Annotated in this window: 22 protein-coding genes; 16 read left to right on the top strand and 6 right to left on the bottom strand. The window is 67.5% G+C overall.

Annotated features, from left to right (window positions below):
- Positions 1-116: 116 nt before the first annotated feature.
- On the top strand, positions 117-374 hold the full coding sequence (locus tag AB0E63_RS38050; RefSeq protein ID WP_360377145.1) for a metal-sensitive transcriptional regulator: 258 nt from the start codon (positions 117-119) through the stop codon (positions 372-374).
- A gap of 1 nt (position 375) precedes the next feature.
- On the opposite strand, the gene AB0E63_RS38045 is transcribed toward AB0E63_RS38050, so the two are convergent.
- Both AB0E63_RS38045 and AB0E63_RS38040 read right to left on the bottom strand, forming a co-directional pair.
- Complete coding sequence (locus tag AB0E63_RS38045; RefSeq protein ID WP_360377142.1) at positions 376-540, bottom strand: hypothetical protein; 165 nt, start codon at positions 538-540, stop codon at positions 376-378.
- A gap of 16 nt (positions 541-556) precedes the next feature.
- Complete coding sequence (locus AB0E63_RS38040; RefSeq protein ID WP_360377139.1) at positions 557-1066, bottom strand: hypothetical protein; 510 nt, start codon at positions 1064-1066, stop codon at positions 557-559.
- A gap of 419 nt (positions 1067-1485) precedes the next feature.
- On the opposite strand from AB0E63_RS38040, the gene abc-f reads away from it, so the two are divergent.
- The 3 genes from abc-f to AB0E63_RS38025 are packed head-to-tail and all read left to right on the top strand — an operon-like array spanning position 1486 to position 3750.
- Positions 1486-3120, top strand: a complete 1635-nt coding sequence (gene abc-f, locus AB0E63_RS38035; protein ID WP_360377136.1) for a ribosomal protection-like ABC-F family protein — start codon at positions 1486-1488, stop codon at positions 3118-3120.
- Complete coding sequence (locus tag AB0E63_RS38030) at positions 3002-3568, top strand: ATP-binding cassette domain-containing protein (RefSeq protein ID WP_360377236.1); 567 nt, start codon at positions 3002-3004, stop codon at positions 3566-3568. The genes abc-f and AB0E63_RS38030 overlap by 119 nt, the downstream gene beginning before the upstream one ends.
- On the top strand, positions 3517-3750 hold the full coding sequence (locus AB0E63_RS38025) for an ATP-binding cassette domain-containing protein (RefSeq protein ID WP_360377133.1): 234 nt from the start codon (positions 3517-3519) through the stop codon (positions 3748-3750). Before AB0E63_RS38030 ends, AB0E63_RS38025 begins: the two co-directional genes overlap by 52 nt.
- A 104-nt stretch (positions 3751-3854) precedes the next feature.
- Here AB0E63_RS38025 and AB0E63_RS38020 read toward each other — a convergent pair whose 3' ends face one another.
- Positions 3855-4205, bottom strand: coding sequence for a metalloregulator ArsR/SmtB family transcription factor (locus AB0E63_RS38020; RefSeq protein ID WP_360377130.1), 351 nt, complete (start codon positions 4203-4205; stop codon positions 3855-3857).
- Positions 4206-4313: 108 nt separating this feature from the next.
- On the opposite strand from AB0E63_RS38020, the gene AB0E63_RS38015 reads away from it, so the two are divergent.
- Complete coding sequence (locus tag AB0E63_RS38015) at positions 4314-4811, top strand: DUF2505 domain-containing protein (RefSeq protein ID WP_360377127.1); 498 nt, start codon at positions 4314-4316, stop codon at positions 4809-4811.
- 200 nt (positions 4812-5011) lie between these two features.
- Here AB0E63_RS38015 and AB0E63_RS38010 read toward each other — a convergent pair whose 3' ends face one another.
- A complete protein-coding gene (locus AB0E63_RS38010; RefSeq protein ID WP_360377124.1) occupies positions 5012-5188 on the bottom strand; it encodes a hypothetical protein in 177 nt (58 codons plus the stop codon).
- A 111-nt stretch (positions 5189-5299) separates the two neighbouring features.
- Between AB0E63_RS38010 and AB0E63_RS38005 the strand changes: the two genes are divergently transcribed.
- The 8 genes from AB0E63_RS38005 to AB0E63_RS37970 are packed head-to-tail and all read left to right on the top strand — an operon-like array spanning position 5300 to position 13049.
- Complete coding sequence (locus tag AB0E63_RS38005) at positions 5300-5668, top strand: metalloregulator ArsR/SmtB family transcription factor (protein WP_360377121.1); 369 nt, start codon at positions 5300-5302, stop codon at positions 5666-5668.
- Positions 5665-6138, top strand: a complete 474-nt coding sequence (locus tag AB0E63_RS38000; protein WP_360377118.1) for an oxidoreductase — start codon at positions 5665-5667, stop codon at positions 6136-6138. Before AB0E63_RS38005 ends, AB0E63_RS38000 begins: the two co-directional genes overlap by 4 nt.
- Positions 6135-8150 carry a proton-conducting transporter membrane subunit gene (locus AB0E63_RS37995; RefSeq protein WP_360377115.1) on the top strand — a complete coding sequence of 672 codons (2016 nt, stop codon included), beginning with the start codon at positions 6135-6137 and terminating at the stop codon, positions 8148-8150. The genes AB0E63_RS38000 and AB0E63_RS37995 overlap by 4 nt, the downstream gene beginning before the upstream one ends.
- Positions 8147-9085, top strand: coding sequence for an NADH-quinone oxidoreductase subunit H (locus AB0E63_RS37990; protein ID WP_360377112.1), 939 nt, complete (start codon positions 8147-8149; stop codon positions 9083-9085). Before AB0E63_RS37995 ends, AB0E63_RS37990 begins: the two co-directional genes overlap by 4 nt.
- On the top strand, positions 9082-9735 hold the full coding sequence (locus AB0E63_RS37985; protein WP_360377109.1) for a hypothetical protein: 654 nt from the start codon (positions 9082-9084) through the stop codon (positions 9733-9735). Before AB0E63_RS37990 ends, AB0E63_RS37985 begins: the two co-directional genes overlap by 4 nt.
- 31 nt (positions 9736-9766) lie before the next feature.
- On the top strand, positions 9767-11260 hold the full coding sequence (locus AB0E63_RS37980) for a proton-conducting transporter membrane subunit (protein WP_360377106.1): 1494 nt from the start codon (positions 9767-9769) through the stop codon (positions 11258-11260).
- Positions 11257-12765, top strand: a complete 1509-nt coding sequence (locus tag AB0E63_RS37975; protein ID WP_360377103.1) for an NADH-quinone oxidoreductase subunit C — start codon at positions 11257-11259, stop codon at positions 12763-12765. The genes AB0E63_RS37980 and AB0E63_RS37975 overlap by 4 nt, the downstream gene beginning before the upstream one ends.
- A gap of 20 nt (positions 12766-12785) precedes the next feature.
- Positions 12786-13049 carry a hypothetical protein gene (locus tag AB0E63_RS37970; RefSeq protein ID WP_360377101.1) on the top strand — a complete coding sequence of 88 codons (264 nt, stop codon included), beginning with the start codon at positions 12786-12788 and terminating at the stop codon, positions 13047-13049.
- Between the two features lie 46 nt (positions 13050-13095).
- Here the strand turns inward: AB0E63_RS37970 and AB0E63_RS37965 are convergent, their stop codons facing one another.
- Complete coding sequence (locus AB0E63_RS37965) at positions 13096-13371, bottom strand: DUF167 domain-containing protein (RefSeq protein ID WP_360377098.1); 276 nt, start codon at positions 13369-13371, stop codon at positions 13096-13098.
- A gap of 97 nt (positions 13372-13468) precedes the next feature.
- A complete protein-coding gene (locus AB0E63_RS37960; protein ID WP_360377095.1) occupies positions 13469-13831 on the bottom strand; it encodes a metalloregulator ArsR/SmtB family transcription factor in 363 nt (120 codons plus the stop codon).
- Positions 13832-13907: 76 nt separating this feature from the next.
- Between AB0E63_RS37960 and AB0E63_RS37955 the strand changes: the two genes are divergently transcribed.
- The 3 genes from AB0E63_RS37955 to AB0E63_RS37945 form a co-directional block, all read left to right on the top strand.
- Complete coding sequence (locus AB0E63_RS37955) at positions 13908-14582, top strand: CBS domain-containing protein (RefSeq protein ID WP_360377092.1); 675 nt, start codon at positions 13908-13910, stop codon at positions 14580-14582.
- A gap of 41 nt (positions 14583-14623) precedes the next feature.
- Positions 14624-15379, top strand: coding sequence for a GAF and ANTAR domain-containing protein (locus AB0E63_RS37950; protein WP_360377089.1), 756 nt, complete (start codon positions 14624-14626; stop codon positions 15377-15379).
- A 99-nt stretch (positions 15380-15478) separates the two neighbouring features.
- Positions 15479-16310: IS630 family transposase (locus tag AB0E63_RS37945; protein WP_360377087.1), on the top strand; the 832-nt coding region annotated here is incomplete at its 3' end.

Here is a 16310-nt window from a genome sequence, read left to right as displayed (position 1 = left end):
GGCAGAGGGTGCCCGCATCGGATCTGGATCCCCCTGGGGGGATATACCCTCGACCGTAACACATCCCCCCGGGGGGATATAGACTGGCCACCCTGAACCTGGAAGAAGGGCTTTTGATGGACCTCGAACCCACCGAGATCAAGCCGATCGTCACGCGGATGAAGCGTGCCCACGGGCACCTCGGCAGCGTGATCCGGATGATGGAGGAAGGATCGGACTGCGAGTCCGTCCTCACCCAACTCGCAGCCGTCAACAAGGCGCTCTCACGCGCCGGGTACGCCATCGTGAGCACCGGCCTGCAACACTGCCTCACCGATGACAGCAGCGATGTCGACGTGGCCAAGATGGAGAAGCTCTTCCTCGCCTTGGCCTGACTCACAGAATCCGGGCGAACCCGGGCACGCGGCTGATCAGGAGCCAGGCGGCGGCGAACGAGCAGGTGACACCGGCGATCGCCACGACCAGCGCCTTGCCTTCCGCGGGAAGCCCGATGGGGCGAAGGACGACCGCGAACCCGAGCAGGAACAGGGCTTGCAGCATGAACGCGCCATATGCGCTACGGCTCAGGACTGGGCCCCATCGATACCTCCGCTCCAGCCGATGCTGTGCGACGCTCAGCAGCCATACCGACCCGAAGACAGTGAGTACGGCGTCGACGGCAGCGAAAGCGACCGCAGGCCAGTGCCAACCGCCCGCCGCGTCGGCGACAGCGTCGAGGAGACCGGTCACCGAGAAAGCGGGCTGTGCCCTTGCGCTGGAGTGATGACGGGGTGAGGAGACCGGCGACCAGAAACAGCAGGGCGATCAGGAAGAATGCGAACGGGCTCACCAGCGCGAACAGCACGACCTGGGTCGCCGTCGTCAAGGTGACCTCGCGAAATTCGGTAGAGGTCCACACCTCGATCGAGGCGTAGCCGAGGACGGCGTGGATGACGATGATCGCGGCGATCAGGACGACCTTGAGGTTGTCCAGGTACGGCCGCCGGGTCGAGGCCCATCTCTCGACCTGCGACTCGCGTTTGCCGAGGGATGCGTCACCGCGGCGCCTCGGACTGTCATCGGCCATGACTTCATGGTTTTGGATGGAACGAAGGCAGGGCAGGGCCGAAAGACCTCGCGAGCGAGTCCGTAAGCCGTTCCCGCACCGGCGCCGACCGGCAGGCGCTGTCGTTCTTGCGTTCCTGTGGCGACGATGTCTCGTGCTGCCACCCGGTCGGCCAACGCCACCGCTTACGCCATTGCCGAACGCGCTGCCGAGCTGATCCTCGACGACTGACGCTCGGTGGAGCCGGCGGCTCGCGTCGTTTGCTACCGTGGGCAGCGAGTTTTCTGGAGGAGATCAGACGTGGTGGGTGTCGACGACATCTCCGGGTGAGTCCCGAGGTGACAGGCCGCTGGCTCAGGTAGCCGTGGCCTTTTCGTCGTTCCGTCTTCCTGTCTCCCGCTGAGCTGCGCGCTCGGCATCTCACCTCGAGGTTTGTCCGCATGTCTGATGCGTTTCTTGTCGTTTCCCACCTGTCCTTCTCCTGGCCCGACGACACGCCTGTCTTCGACGGGCTGTCGTTCGCGGTCGGTGCCGGCCGCACCGGTCTGGTGGCTCCGAACGGTGCCGGGAAGAGCACTCTGCTGAGACTGATCGCCGGAGAGCTCCGACCCACCGCGGGCAGCGTCGCTGCCGAAGGGGTGATCGGCTACCTGCCGCAGACCTTGCCACTGGTTGGCGACCTGACCGTCGCGGAGGTGCTCGGCGTCGCACCGGTGATCCACGCCTTGAACGCGATCGAGTCCGGTGACGTCGCCGAGGAACACTTCACCACGGTCGGGGACGACTGGGACATCGAGGAGCGCACCGTCGCTCAGCTCGACCGGCTCGGTCTCGGCGACCTGGACCTCGCGCGGAATCTCAGCACGCTCAGCGGAGGTCAGGTCATCTCACTCGGCCTGGCGGCGCAGCTGCTCAAGCGGCCGGACGTCCTGCTGCTCGACGAGCCGACCAACAACCTCGACCTCGTTGCCCGGGGCAAGCTGTACGACGTCCTCGAGGACTGGAACGGCTGCCTCCTCGTGATCAGCCACGATCGCGCCCTCCTCGACCGGATGGACCGGATCGCGGAGCTGGATCGCGGCGAACTCCGCTCGTACGGCGGCAACTTCACGGCGTACGAGGAAGCCGTGCGGGCGGCCCGGGACGTCGCTGAGAAGAACGTGCGGAACGCCGAGCAGGAGGTCAAGCGCGAGAAGCGTGAACTCCAGCAGGCCCGGGAACGCGCCGCGCGGCGGGCCAGCAACGCGAGCAAGAACCTCGGCAACGCGGGCCTGCCGAAGATCTTCGCCGGGACGATGAAGCGCAACGCGCAGGAGTCGGCCGGCAAGGCCAACGAGACGCACACCGCGCGGGTCAACGACGCCAAGGCCCGGCTCGACGAGGCCGGCCGGGCAGTCCGCGACGAGCAGAAGATCGCTCTGCAACTGCCCGCGACGAACGTGCCGGCGGGGCGCACCGTCTTCCACGGCGAGGGTCTTGGAGTGGAGCTGGGCGGACGCGAGATCTTCTCCGGCGCCGACCTCTCCATCCGCGGCCCGGAGCGCATCGCCCTCACTGGTCCGAACGGCGCGGGGAAGTCGACCCTGCTCAGGCTCATCCACGGCGACCTCGAAGCCGATGCGGGCCAGATCAAACGAGCAGACGGCCGGATCGCCTACCTGTCCCAACGCCTGGACCTGCTCGATCTCGACCGCAGCATCGCCGAGAACCTGGCCGCCTTCGCCCCCGCCATGCCCGAGGCACAGCGGATGAATCTCCTGGCCCGCTTCCTCTTCCGCGGCTCGCGCATCCACCTTCCGGTCCGCGTCCTGTCCGGCGGCGAACGCCTCCGCGCCACCCTCGCCTGCGTCCTCTACTCCGAACCCGCCCCTCAGCTACTCCTCCTGGACGAGCCCACCAACAACCTCGACCTCCTCAGCGTGAGCCAGCTCGAAAGCGCCCTTGATGCCTACGAAGGTGCCTTCGTGGTCGTCAGCCACGACGCGCGGTTCCTCGCCGAGATCAAGGTGTCCAGGTGGCTCCGACTCGACGAGCAGAGATTGCAGGAGACGGGCGCTCAGGACCCCCGTGGCTGACGTACGGGCGGATGGTCGCGCGCCGGCTCTGATCGCCCGGGATCTGGTCCGTACGTTCGGTACGCGCCGAGTGCTCGACGGCGTATCGCTCACCGCGTCACCCGGGCACCGGATCGGTCTGATCGGGGAGAACGGGGTCGGGAAGACCACGCTGTTGCGGCTGTTGGCCGGCCCTGGACACGCTGGAACGCAACCAGGTCCCCGAACCACCCGACTCACTCCGCTTCCACCCACCCCTCACGAGACCGGTCGCAGAGCAGACCGAGCCCCTCATCTCCCTCCGCGACATCCACATCCCTGGTCGGCTCACTCTGGATCGTCTCGAGGTGCGGCCCGGCGATCACTTGCTCGTCTCAGGCCCCAACGGCGTCGGCAAGTCCACGCCTGGACACAGCCGTGGGTCGCCTGTCTGTGGGCCAACGCCGCCGCCTGGCGCTGGCTCTGCTGATCGCCGACCCGCCTGAGCTTCTCCTCCTCGACGAGCCGACGAACCACCTGTCCCCGCTCCTGGCCGATGAACTGGAACAGGTACTCGGAACCACTCTTGGCGCTACGGTTCTGGCGACGCACGACCGCTGGCTCCGCACCCGCTGGCCGCATCCGCAGTTGCGCCTGACCGCTCGTACGTAAAGCGCTGCGGCCCCGGATCGTGATCCGGGGCCGCGAACTCGCCACCGTCCTTCGCGACCAGTAATCCCGCGGGTTTCAGCTGCCAGGCCGGGTTGTTGCGCAGGTCAACGATCGGGCTGGGGTGCGGGCAGTGGCTCCTGGAGATCCTCCAGCAGTTCGACCTGACCGGACAGCATTCCGGTGAGGATCGTGCGGGCGACTCTGAGCAGTTCCGTGACGTCTGGGCTCGTCAGTGAGTAGATCACTGTCGAACCCTGCTTGCGGGTCGTTACCAATCCGGATCGGCGCAGGACGGCCAATTGCTGGGACAGGCTGGTCGCCTCGATGCCGACGTCGGACAGTATCTCGGCAACCGAGTGATCCCGTTCGCTCAACAGTTCCAGCACCCGGATGCGCGCGGGATGCCCGAGCGTCTTGAAGAACTCGGCCTTCACTTGATACAGAGGTCGGCTCACCCGACGCACCTCCGGCTCGGCCGCAGGGGCGTCAACTCTCCGACGCCGACGTTCCACAGCTGAAAACCTATCACTCACGCACAGTTGAACCAGGTGTAAACATGGACCATGGATCTGACTCTCGTCACGTCGTACGACGCCTCGCCGGAGGAGGTGTTCGCGATGATCACCGATGTCACCTTCCAGGAGCAGGTGTTCGAGCGCATGAGGGCGCGGTCGTACGACGTCGAGGTAGGGGATTCCGGTGACGACCGGGCCGTCCGAGTTCATTGGCAGACGCAACCGGTCGACGTGCCGGTCGTCGCACGAAGGCTCGTCGGTCACTCGCTGGTCCTGGCGCAGAACAAGCTCTGGCACCGGCCGGACGTCGACGGCGCGCGTGAGGCGGAGGTCGACGGCGAGGTCGCGGGTGCGCCGGTGAGGCTTACCGGCAGGACACGAATCGTCCCCGAGGGGCGCGGTACGACCCAGGCCTTCGAGTTGCACGTCACCGCGTCGCTGCCAGTGGTGGGTAAGGGACTGGAGCAGATCGTGGCGGAGGCGGTCCGGGTCAGGCTGGAGAAGAAGTTCGAAGTTGCCTGGTCCTGGCTGGCCGGCTCACTGTGAAGTTGCCGTGCCCGAGTCGTCGGGTAGCGGGCGGATGTGAACCCGGGAGCCGGTCGCCGCGGCTTGGCGAACGAGTTCGCTGACTCCCGCCGCATCCGTCACGGTGCGCGTGGGTGCGTCGGGCTCGCGGGAGGTGAAGGTCACTTCGTAGAGCAAGGCGGTCGCTCTTTTCATCGTCCGCTGGGCCGGATTCGGCTTGTTCAGACTTCTTCGCCGGCAGGGACGGTCACCCCGTTTTCCAGGGCCAGCCGGAGGAGGCTGTCGAGTTCGCCGGAGTAGACGCGCTCGGCGTCGAGATCCCCGGTTTCCTGAGCGGCGCGAAGCTCCCTCCGGGCGGCGGTGATTCGCTGTCGCAGTTCCTCGGTGAACGCGTCCATGGTCTCCCGTCCGGCTGTGACCTGTGCCCTCACCGTACACAAGAGTTGCAGAATTCTTCAATTCATGATCGCATGCATTGCGCAAGATGTGTAGTGATGGAAGGCGGAGGCATGACCACACCGCTGCACCAGCTGAAGGCGGAGTTCTTCAAGACACTGGGGCATCCCGCCCGGATCCGGGTGCTGGAGCTGTTGAGCGAGCGGGAGATGGCAGTCGCTGAACTCTTGCCCGAGCTCCGCCTGGAGGCCTCGAACCTGTCGCAGCAGTTGGCGGTTCTTCGCCGGGCCGGTCTCGTCACGACGCGCAAGGACGGCGTGCAGGTCTACTACTCGTTGACCAGCCCACACGTGGCCGAGTTGCTGGCTGTGGCGCGCGTGATCCTGACCTCGGTGCTCTCGGAACAGGCGGAGTTGCTGGACGGTCTTCGCGCCGATGCGCTGGCGTCCGGTCGGGCCCGGGTGCGGCGGGCTGCGCGGTGAGAGCGCTGCTGCGAAAGATCCGCGAGACCGGCCGGGTGGCGGAGCCGGCGCCACGGCGATCGGGTGAGGGAGACGCCGTACTGCGTGGATCGGTGCAGGTGCGGCATGTGGATGCCGGGTCGTGTAACGGGTGCGAGGTGGAGATCGGCTCGGCCTTCGGACCTGTGTACGACGCCGAGCGGTACGGCGCCCGGTTGGTCGCGTCACCGCGTCATGCGGACGTGTTGCTGGTGACGGGCCCCGTGACGCGCAACATGGCCGAGCCGCTGCGGAAGGCGTACGACGCGACGCCGGCACCCAAACGCGTTGTCGCGGTCGGGGACTGTGCTCACAACTGCGGTGTGTTTGCCGGTGGCTACGGGGTCGAGGGCGCGGTTGCCGACGTGATCCCTGTCGACGTCGTGGTGCGCGGATGCCCGCCGGAACCACCGGAGATCATCGAGGCGCTGCGGGATCTGACCGGCCGATGACGATTGGTTGGGCGCTGCTCGGCGTACTGGTGGTCGCCGGGCTGGGAGCGCTGAGCGCAGTTGTCACCGATTCGCGTCCACGGGCCGTTGCGGCGGGTCTGTCCACGGCCGCGACCGGGGCTCTCGGTGTGCTGGCCGGCGTCCTCGCGCTCAGCGGTGCGACCTACACGGCGACGGTGCCACAGTTGATTCCGTTGAGCGAGGCAGTGGTCGCCGTGGACGCGCTGTCCGGCGTGTTCTGTGTGCTGATCGGTGGTGTCGCCGTCGTCGCTGGGCTGTACAGCATCGGCTACACGGATCACGCGGGGGAGACCGGTGTGGGCTCGCGGACGGCGCAGGCCTTGTTGCCGCTGTTCGTGGCGGCGATGATCCTGGTGCCGGTGGCTGGGAACGTGACGACGTTCCTGCTGCTGTGGGAACTGATGGCGTTGACCTCGCTGGCGTTGGTGTTCGCCGAGCACCGGCTGCGACCGGCGGTGCGTGACGCAGGCGTCTGGTACGGCGCGATGACGCACGCCGGCCTGGTTGCGATCCTGCTCGGTCTCGTGCTCTTCGCCGCTGAGGCAGGAGGCGAGTCGTTCGACGCGCTCCGATCCGCTCAGGTGCCGGCCACGACCCGATCGGTGATCTTCGTGCTGGTCCTGGTGGGATTCGGCTCGAAGGCCGGAATGGCGCCGTTGCACGTCTGGTTGCCACGAGCCCATCCGGAGGCACCGAGTCAGGTGTCGGCGTTGATGTCGGCTGCCATGGTGACGCTCGGCATCTACGGCATCCTGCGGGTGGGTCTCGACCTCCTCGGCGGTGGCCCCCGCTGGTGGTGGCTGCTGGTGCTGATTCTGGGCGGCTTGTCCGCCGTGTACGGCGTACTGCAGGCCAGCGTCGCGGTGGATCTGAAGAGACTCCTGGGCTACTCGACGACCGAGAACATGGGACTGATCCTGATCGGCGTCGGCGCGGGCGGGATGTTCGCGGCCGACCGCAATCGCACGCTGGCGAGCTTACTGATCGCGGCAGCGCTGCTGCATGCGCTGAACCATGCGGGCTTCAAGACGTTGCTCTTCCTCGGCGCCGGATCGGTCGTGCGATCGACCGGCGTACGCGATCTCGACGGCCTCGGTGGGCTGGTGTCGCGGATGCCGGCAACGACCGCACTGTTCGGCATCGGAGCGCTGGCAGCGGCCGCACTCCCGCCGGGCAACGGGTTCGTCTCGGAGTGGATGCTGCTGCAGGGACTGATCCATGGCCTGCCTGGCGCGGACACGGTTGTGGCCGTTGCGATGCCGCTGGCGGTCGGCGTCGTTGCATTGACTGCGGGGCTGGGAGTGGCGACCTTCGTGAAGGCGTTCGGGGTGGGCTTCTTGGCTCGCCCACGGTCCGAGCCGGCGGCGGCCGCGCAGGAAGCGCCGAGGATCATGCGCGTGGCGATGCTTGTCGCAGCAGCCGCCTGCGCATCGCTGGCCATCGCCCCGGCGTCGATCGGACCGGCATTGACCAAGGTTCTCGGGACACTGCCTTCGGTCCACGACGGCGACCCGATGGAAGGTGGCGTGACGCTGCGCCTGACAGGTGTCGAGGGCGCGATGTCACCGCTGTTGATTCTGGTCGGCCTCGTGCTGGCGGCGCTGCTGGGCGTCGTGGTGATCCAGCGCGGCCTGCCGCGGCGCCGGTCGCTGGTGTGGGGGTGCGGTGGTACCCGGTTGGACCCGCGGATGGAGTACACCGCGACATCGTTCGCCGAGCCGCTGACCCGGGTCTTCGACGACGTATTGCGACCGGAGTCCGACGTCGACGTCACGCACCATGCGGAGTCGCAGTACCTGATCGAGAGCGTGCAGTACCGGCAACGCGTCGATGATCGGCTCGAAGCATCGCTGTACCCACCGATCGTGGCCGCCGCGACGAGAGCCGGTGGTGTCCTGAGCCGGCTGCAGAACGGCAGCGTCCACAGGTACCTCGCGCTCGGGCTGGCCGGCTTGATCGCGGTCCTCGTCGTGGTGGGGCTGACGACATGAGCGCCGTCGCTGTTGTCGTGCAACTAGTCCTGCTGATCGTCGTGGCGCCGTACCTGGTCGGCCTGATGCGGCAGGTCCGCGCGAGGCTCGAGGGGCGCGCGGGTGCCGGTGCCGGGCAGCCGTGGCGCGATCTGCGCAAGCAGTTCCGCAAGGAGCCGATTTCGCCGGCGGGATCGAGTTGGGTGTTCACCGCCGCGCCGGCGGTGCTGGTGGCGACGACCCTGGTGATCGCTTTGGTGGCGCCATTCGTCTCCACGGTCTCGCCGCTGGACAGTGTCGCGGATCTCTTTGCCGTGGTCGCGTTGCTGTTGCTCGGTACGGTCGCGCTCGCGCTGGCCGGACTCGACACGGGTACGGCGTTCGGCGGGATGGGCGCCAGCCGTGAGATCACTGTGGCGGCACTGGCTGAACCGACGGTCCTGCTCGCCGGCTTCGCGTTGTCCGCCCGGGTCGGGTCGACCAATTTGTCGGCGATCGTGGAACGTGGACAGCAGTCGCCGGCCAGCGTGCTGTCGCCGGCGACCTTGCTCGCCGCGGTCGCGTTAGCGGTGGTCGTGGTGGCGGAGGCCGGTCGGTTGCCGGTCGACAATCCGTCGACGCACCTCGAGTTGACGATGATTCACGAGGCGATGGTGCTGGAGTACTCCGGGCGCGACCTCGCTTTGGTCGAGTTCGCTGCGGCGCTGCGGCTGACGGTGTTGCTGGGATTGTGGGCGAACCTGTTCCTGCCGTGGGGCGTTGCCACGACGGACTCGCCGGTGGCGTTGCTGATCGGTGTCGCCGCTTTCGTGATGAAGGTCGCGGTGCTGGGTATGGCGTTGGCGACCGGCGAGGTGTTCATGGCCAAGTTGCGGCTGTTTCGCGTGCCCGAGCTGCTCGCGGGTTCGTTCCTGTTCGGTGTCCTGGCTGTCTCGTCCTCCTTCTTCCTGGCGTGATCGTGACAACTCAATGGCTCTACCTGACCTGCGGCGGCTTGCTCCTGTCGTCGGTGATGGTGCTCTGGCGACGTGAGCTGGCGGCGATCGTCCGCCTGCTGGCCGTGCAGGGCATTCTGCTCGGAGTGCTGGCTGGAATCCTCGCCGTCCGGCTGGACAGCCTCGAGCTGGCGGTGGTTGGTCTTGGCGTCCTGGTCCTGAAGGCGGTCGTAGTACCGGGGATTCTTCGCCGGGTGCTGCGGGACAGCGGCGAGGCACGAGAGACCGAGCCGTTGATCAATGTGACCGCCTCGATCGTCGCGGCGGCCCTGCTCATCCTGCTTGCGTACGCCGCCAGCCGCCCGATCGTGCGGTTGGCACCCTCGGCCGAGACCCAGGCGGTTCCGGTGGGGCTCGCGATGGTGCTCCTCGGGTTCTTCGTCCTGGTGACCCGGCGGCGCGCGCTGTCGCAGATCGTCGGGTTCCTCCTGCTCGACAACGGCATCGCGACCACGGCCTTCCTGATCACCGGCGGTGTGCCGGGCATCGTCGAACTCGCGGTCTCGCTCGACGTGCTGCTCGTCGTTCTGGTGTTGCAGGTCCTGACGGCCCGGCTGAAGGTGACCTTCGGCGGGACCGACATCGACGAGCTCCGGGAGCTGCACGACTGATGGCCGCACGACTCGTTGAGGGGGAGAGCCGATGAGCGCCGATCTCACCGGTGGCGCCGCCGTACTGCTGGTTGCCGCGCCGATCGTGGCGCCGGTGGCCGCGGCCGGCGCCACGGTCCTGATGGGCTGGCGGCGTTCGGTCGCCATCGCGACGATCTCGGCGGCCGCGGTGATTCTCGTGGTCGGCGCTGGTACTGCATTCTGGACCGCCGACGCCGGCGTCGTTGCTGCTGGCAACTGGCTGCGGATCGACGCGCTGTCCGGCCTGATGCTCATCGTCATCGGCGGCGTCGGCATCATCGCCGCGTGGTCCGGCCTTGGCTACATGGAAGACGAGCTCCGTGCGGGACACACCGACGCGACCGGCGCTCGACGGTACGGCGTACTTGTGTCGTTGTTCCTTGCCGCGATGGTGCTTGCGGTCCTGGCGAACAACCTGGGGTTGCTGTGGGCCGCGGTCGAGGCGACCACGATCGTCACCGCGTTCCTGGTCGGTCATCGTCGCTCCAGGAAGTCGGTCGAGGCGACGTGGAAGTACGTGATCATCTGTTCGGTCGGCATTGCACTGGCCTACTTGGGGACTGTGCTCGTCAACTACGCCGCCAAGCAGGCGGGGATCGCCGGTCATGGAACCCTCGACTGGACCGTGCTTGCCGCCCACGCCGGTGACCTCGACCCGGGAGTCATGCGGCTCGCGTTCGCTCTGCTGGTGCTGGGGTTCGGCACGAAGGCGGGTCTGGTCCCACTGCACAGCTGGCTGCCCGACGCGCACAGCCAGGCACCTGCGCCAGTGTCCGCGCTGATGTCCGGAGTTCTGCTCCCGGTTGCGATTTACGCCCTGGCCCGGTACCGGGTGATCGCCGTCGCGAGCGTCGACCCCGGCTTCGTCCGAGGCCTCCTGCTGGCCGTCGCACTCGGCTCGCTGCTGCTGGCCACCGGGCTGCTCCTGGCGCAGCGTGACTACAAGAGGCTGCTCGCCTACTCGAGTATCGAGCACATGGCGCTGGCCGCGATCGGCGTCGCGATCGGTACGCCGCTGGCGATCGCGGCGACTCTGCTCCACATCGTCGGGCATGGTCTCGGCAAGGCGGTGTTGTTCTGCGGCGCGGGGGAGATCCTCGCCCGCGAGGGCACCACCCGGATCGACCGGGTCCGCGGGTTGTTCCTCCGCGCGCCGGTGCTGGCCGGCGTGTTCGCGGTCGGACTGGCCGCGCTGCTCGGGTTTCCGCCGTTCAGCCTCTTCGCCAGCGAGTTGGGCCTGATCCGGGCCGGGATCGGCGCAGGGTTGGACTGGGTGATGGCCGCCGTACTGGTGCTTCTGCTCGGCGTCTTCGTAGCCGTCACCGCCAAGGCAGCGGGCATCCTGTTCGGCCCCGAGTCCACCGGAACACCGAGCGCTGCTCTGCGACCGTCCACCGCCGCACCGCTGGTCGCGGCGCTCGTGATACTCGGCGTACTGGGGCTCGCCGACTGGCCACTCGGCCCGCTCCTGGACACCGCCGGCCTGATCGTGGGCTCCCGATGAGCCCGGACCCGAGAACCTACCCGAACCGCCGTCAGACGGCCGTCACCGCCGCGACTCTGGCAGCTCGCACGACGGCGCTGCTCGACGACGGCTATCGACTCGCTCTCATCGCCGCCCACGACGATCCAGAAACGTTCCGTGTGGTCTACCTCTTCATCGCCGCCGAGCCAGACCGCCGCGTCGAGCTGGTCCTGACCACCAGCCGATCAGCACCTCGGATCCCCAGCCTGGCCGCGCTGTCCTTCCCGGCCGGAAGATTCGAACGCGAGTTGCACGACCTCTTCGGCATCGAGGTGACGGACCATCCCCTACCGCGGCGGCTGGTCTTGCACCAGCACTGGCCGGACGACTGGTACCCGATGCGCCGCGACGCCGGGCCACCGCCGACCTTCGCGGACACCGATGAGCCGTACCCGTTCATCACTGTCGGCGGGACCGGGGTGTACGAGATTCCGGTCGGACCGATCCACGCGGGACTGATCGAGCCCGGACACTTCCGGTTCTCGGTCGTCGGGGAGACCATCCTGAAGCTCAAGGCCAGACTGTGGTTCGTCCACAAAGGCCTCGAGAAACTTGCCGAAGGCAAGGTCATCGCGGATGCTCTGCCGTTGGCCGAGCGGGTGTCCGGAGACACGACGGTCGGGCACACCCTGGCCTTCTGCCTCGCGGTCGAAGAAGCCCGGGACTGGCCGGTTCCACCGCAGGCGCAGGTACTGCGAGCGATCCTGCTGGAGCTCGAGCGCCTCTACAACCACGTCACCGACATCGGTGCCTTGTGCAACGACGTCGGCTACGGCATCGCCAACGCCCATGCCCAGCGCATCCGCGAACAACTGCTCCGCCTGAACAAGCACGTCAGTGGTCACCGCCTTCTCCGCGGCGCGATCACGCCAGGCGCGGCCCATGTCCGCGCTCTGCCCGACCCTGGAGTGCTCAGCGCGATTGCCGCCGACCTCCAGCAGGTCGTCGACATCGCCCTCGACAACAGCGTCGTACTGGATCGGATGACCGGCACGGCCGTACTGACGCTCGACCAGGCCCGCGACATCGGCACGCTCGGGTACGTCGCCCGCGCCAGCGGGAGTGATCACGACGCCCGCCGCGATCATCCCTTCACCGCGCTGACAACCGGAGTCGCCGCGGCTGCCCAGACCGCCGGCGATGTGTTGGCCAGACTCCTCACACGGGTCGACGAAATCCACAGCTCGGTAGCCCTGATCACCCACCTACTGGCAACTCGGCCGCCTCTGAGCGCCGAGACGGCCAAGCCCACTTGGCTCGCCGCCGGCCGGACATCCGGCGTCGGCCTCGTCGAAGGCTGGCGCGGCACCATCGCTCACCGGGTCGAGATCGGCCCCGACAACACCGTGTCCCGGCTCAAGATCGTCGATCCGTCGTTCTTCAACTGGCCGGCCCTCCCGGTCGCCCTCGCCGACACGATCGTTCCCGACTTCCCCCTCACCAACAAGAGCTTCAACCTCTCCTACGCCGGGAATGACCTGTGAGACGTCGACAGCCAAAGCCGATGAAGATCGAAACGGTCCAGCGCTGGGTCGCCTCCGTCATCCTGATCCACGTCGGGAGCGTCCCCGCTGTCTCACTCGCCGTCTACAGCATCGGCGTCGCCGACACCGACCACGCTCGGGGAGTCGGCCTGTGGATTATGTCCGGCGTCATCGGTCTGCTCACCGTCGCCGGCGTACGCCTCATCTTCCAGCGCACACCCCTCTCACCCTGGCTGCTCCTCGGCCTCCTCCCCACCGCCATCACCGGCTTCGCCATCTTCTGACCACTGGAGTCAGTCAAGTGCTGCCTCGCGGCGGAAGCCGCGTGCTTCAGTCGAGCAGTCCTTCGAGCTTCAGGCGGATGTTGCTCTCCGCTCCCTGGATGTCGACCAGTTTGTCGCGGCTGGTTGCGCCGCGTATCAGCGTTACCGCCGAGCGTCGCACGTCGAACGCAGCTGCGACCGCCTCCAGGACAGCCTTCGTCGCCCGGCCGTCCACTGCGCGGGCTGTCACCGCGACCACCAGGGCCGGGCCGGCTACACCGTCGTACCGGCCACCGACGGCCGTTCGGGAGGCGCCCGGTCTGACCCGCAGCAGAATCCTCATGGCCGTATTCTCGCCTGTGCCTGGGATCTGCTGGAAACGGCAGCGAGGTCGTCCGGCGGCTCCGGGCGCCGACGGTCGGTGGATGGGCGACTGCGGCTCAGGGTGACCGGCGCCCGCTTCCTGCGACTGTCCCGGCGGGTTCACGCAGGTCGTCGAGGAGTTCGATCTGATCGGTGATGAGCCCGGTCAGTATCCGCCGGGCGACGCCGAGCAGTTCTGCCACGTACGGAGTGGTCGTGGAGTAGATCACGGCCGCACCCTCCTTGCGCGACGTGACCAGACCGGCTCGGCGCAGCACAGCGAGGTGCTGGGAGAGATTGGCCGCTTCGATGCCGATGTCGGGCAGCATCTCGGCGACCGAATGGTCGCGCTGGCTGAGCAGCTCCAGGACGCGGATCCGGGCGGGATGGCCGAGCGTCTTGAAGAACTCCGCCTTGACTTCGTAGAGGGGCCTACGCACGGGACGGCTCCTCTCCCTGATTCCATCGAGGTTGCAGACTTGCTAATCTTAGCAAGCCCGAAACGAGGTGGGAGCGATGCCGGAGCCCATCGTCGCCACGGTCATGAGCCGGTCTCCGGTCGTCGTGACCCAAGAGCTGTCGTTCAAGCAGGTTGCATGTGCCTTACTCGCCTCCGACGCGGGCGTCGTACCCGTGGTCCACGGCGGGGTGCCGCTCGGCGTGATCACCGAGTACGACGTACTGGTGAACCTCGAGTTTCACGGTGGTGTCGATCCGGCCCCGCTGATTCTCGGTAGCGCCGGCCGCCGACGACGCCGCAAGGCCAACGCTGCGACAGCTGCTGAGCTGATGAGTTCGCCGGCGCCGACTATTGCCTGCTCAGCGGGCCTGAGCGAAGCAGTGCGCCGGCTGATCATCCCGGGCTTTCCGGCTCTGTGTGTGATTGACAGCACCGGACGCCTCGCCGGCCTACTGGCGCGGCGCGACCTGCTGTCAATCTACCGGCGGTCCGATGACGAACTCGCCGCTGAAGTCCAGGCCGCCGTGCAGCGCGATCGGGTCCGCCCTGCGCGGGAACCGGCAGACCTCGCAGTTCAGGTTGAGGCCGGGGCCGTCACGCTGGAGGGAGCGCTGACGTACCGAAGTCAGGTGGAACACGCCGTCTTTGCGGCCTCCCGTGTCGCCGGCGTCACGGCTGTTCACAGCAATCTGACCTACGACATCGACGACATGCTCGTCACCGGCTTCTGAGTGTCGGTGGCACAGTGGCAGAGGCGGACGGGATGGGAGGCATGGATCACGGGGATGTGCCGCCTGGTCGCGGCACGGAGTCGGGGGCTCCCGAACGCGCGCCGGGAGCTGACGACGAGATTGCGGTTCGTTTCGCTCAGTTGGCGCTCGAGTTGCATCGCTCCGAGGGCATCGAGGAGACGGCCGAGACGGTGGTGCACTTCGCGTTGCAGGCTCTGCACTGTTCTCATGCGGGCGTCGCACTGGCCGTCAAGGGACATCAGCCGGAGATACCGGCCGTCACCAGTCCGATTGTTGCTGACGTCTTCCGGTCTCAGTGGACCGCGGCCGAGGGGCCGCTAGTGGAGTCCCTGCGTAGCCGTGCCACCGTGCTGGTGGCCGACACTGCGACTGAGCAACGATGGTCGGAGTGGGCGGCGAAGGTCAGCGCCGCGGGGGTGCGTAGCGTGCTGGACGTGCCGCTGACCACCGCCGGGGAGACGGTTGGCGTGCTCGGCTTGTACAGCGTCACGCCGGACGCATTCGGGCCTGACGACGAGGCCATCGCTCATCTGCTGGCCATGCATGCGTCGGTCGCCATCGTGACCGTCCGCAACGAGCGGAATCTCGCCCAGGCAGTCGATGCCCGGACGATGGTCGGCCAGGCGATCGGAATTCTGATGGAGCGGTACGGCATCGACGAAGACCGGGCGTTCGCCGTACTGAAGCGCTACTCCCAACACACCAACACCAAGCTACGCGACATCGCGCAAGAGCTGATCGACACCCGGCACCTGCCACGCCGCCGCGAGGGTTAGGCGCCCGTTCCGGCAGAACCCGACTGTCGATCCGAGGTGCCCGTTCTAGTGCGGCGTGTCATTAGTTTCTAGGCGTATAGGTCTGGGCGAGAATGGGGCATGGCGAATCGTGCTGCGGCGGCGTTGGGTTTGCGTGATGGTGACCGGGAGCGGTTGGTGTCGCTGACGAGGAGTTCGAGTGTGCGGGCGGGTCTGGCGCAGCGGGCGCGGATTGTGTTGCTGGCTGCGGACGGGGTGTCGAACACCGCGATCGCGGACAAGGTCGGCGTCACCCGGCAGACGGTGGTCGGTTGGCGTGGCCGCTACGAGGAGGGTGGGCTGGCGGGGCTGGAGGACGAGCCGCGTTCGGGTCGGCCGCGTCTGGTGGATCATCGAGCGATCGTGGCGGCGACGTTGAGGCCGCCGCCGAAGCGGCTGGGGGTGTCGCACTGGTCGAGCCGGCTGCTGGCCGCGAGGCTGGGAGTTGGTAACGCGACGGTGGCCCGGGCCTGGCGTGACTATGGGGTGCAGCCCTGGCGGGCGGAGACGTTCAAGTTTTCCACCGACCCGGAACTGGTCGCGAAGGTGACCGACGTGGTCGGGCTGTATTTGGCGCCGCCGGAGAACGCGATCGTGCTCTGTGTCGATGAGAAGTCGCAGATTCAGGCTTTGGACCGGACGCAGAAGATGCTGCCGATGCAGCCCGGCTTTCCCGAGCGGCGCACGCATGACTACGTCCGGCACGGCACCACGGCCCTGTTCGCGGCGCTGGAGGTCGCCACCGGGAAGGTGACTGCCGCGGTCAGGCCGCGGCATCGGCACCAGGAGTTCCTGGGCTTCCTCAAGCAGGTCGCCAAGGCCTACCCGGACGAGGAACTGCACCTGGTGATGGACAACTACGCCGCACACAAGCGACCCGAGATCCGCGCCTGGCTGGCCGCGAACCCCCGGA

It is taken from the genome of Kribbella sp. NPDC026596, from assembly GCF_040638415.1.
Lineage (GTDB): Bacteria > Actinomycetota > Actinomycetes > Propionibacteriales > Kribbellaceae > Kribbella.
The sequence above is the reverse complement of the archived record's forward strand: the minus strand, read 5'-3'. Positions and strand labels throughout refer to the sequence as shown.

Bases quoted from the DNA above. Each gene is read 5' to 3' on its own strand.
- AB0E63_RS38050 (WP_360377145.1), top strand. From the start codon at position 117: ATGGACCTCGAACCCACCGAGATCAAGCCGATCGTCACGCGGATGAAG.
- AB0E63_RS38045 (WP_360377142.1), bottom strand. From the start codon at position 540: ATGCTGCAAGCCCTGTTCCTGCTCGGGTTCGCGGTCGTCCTTCGCCCC.
- AB0E63_RS38040 (WP_360377139.1), bottom strand. From the start codon at position 1,066: ATGGCCGATGACAGTCCGAGGCGCCGCGGTGACGCATCCCTCGGCAAA.
- abc-f (WP_360377136.1), top strand. From the start codon at position 1,486: ATGTCTGATGCGTTTCTTGTCGTTTCCCACCTGTCCTTCTCCTGGCCC.
- AB0E63_RS38015 (WP_360377127.1), top strand. From the start codon at position 4,314: ATGGATCTGACTCTCGTCACGTCGTACGACGCCTCGCCGGAGGAGGTG.
- AB0E63_RS38010 (WP_360377124.1), bottom strand. From the start codon at position 5,188: ATGGACGCGTTCACCGAGGAACTGCGACAGCGAATCACCGCCGCCCGG.
- AB0E63_RS38005 (WP_360377121.1), top strand. From the start codon at position 5,300: ATGACCACACCGCTGCACCAGCTGAAGGCGGAGTTCTTCAAGACACTG.
- AB0E63_RS37995 (WP_360377115.1), top strand. From the start codon at position 6,135: ATGACGATTGGTTGGGCGCTGCTCGGCGTACTGGTGGTCGCCGGGCTG.
- AB0E63_RS37990 (WP_360377112.1), top strand. From the start codon at position 8,147: ATGAGCGCCGTCGCTGTTGTCGTGCAACTAGTCCTGCTGATCGTCGTG.
- AB0E63_RS37980 (WP_360377106.1), top strand. From the start codon at position 9,767: ATGAGCGCCGATCTCACCGGTGGCGCCGCCGTACTGCTGGTTGCCGCG.
- AB0E63_RS37975 (WP_360377103.1), top strand. From the start codon at position 11,257: ATGAGCCCGGACCCGAGAACCTACCCGAACCGCCGTCAGACGGCCGTC.
- AB0E63_RS37970 (WP_360377101.1), top strand. From the start codon at position 12,786: ATGAAGATCGAAACGGTCCAGCGCTGGGTCGCCTCCGTCATCCTGATC.
- AB0E63_RS37965 (WP_360377098.1), bottom strand. From the start codon at position 13,371: ATGAGGATTCTGCTGCGGGTCAGACCGGGCGCCTCCCGAACGGCCGTC.
- AB0E63_RS37955 (WP_360377092.1), top strand. From the start codon at position 13,908: ATGCCGGAGCCCATCGTCGCCACGGTCATGAGCCGGTCTCCGGTCGTC.
- AB0E63_RS37950 (WP_360377089.1), top strand. From the start codon at position 14,624: ATGGATCACGGGGATGTGCCGCCTGGTCGCGGCACGGAGTCGGGGGCT.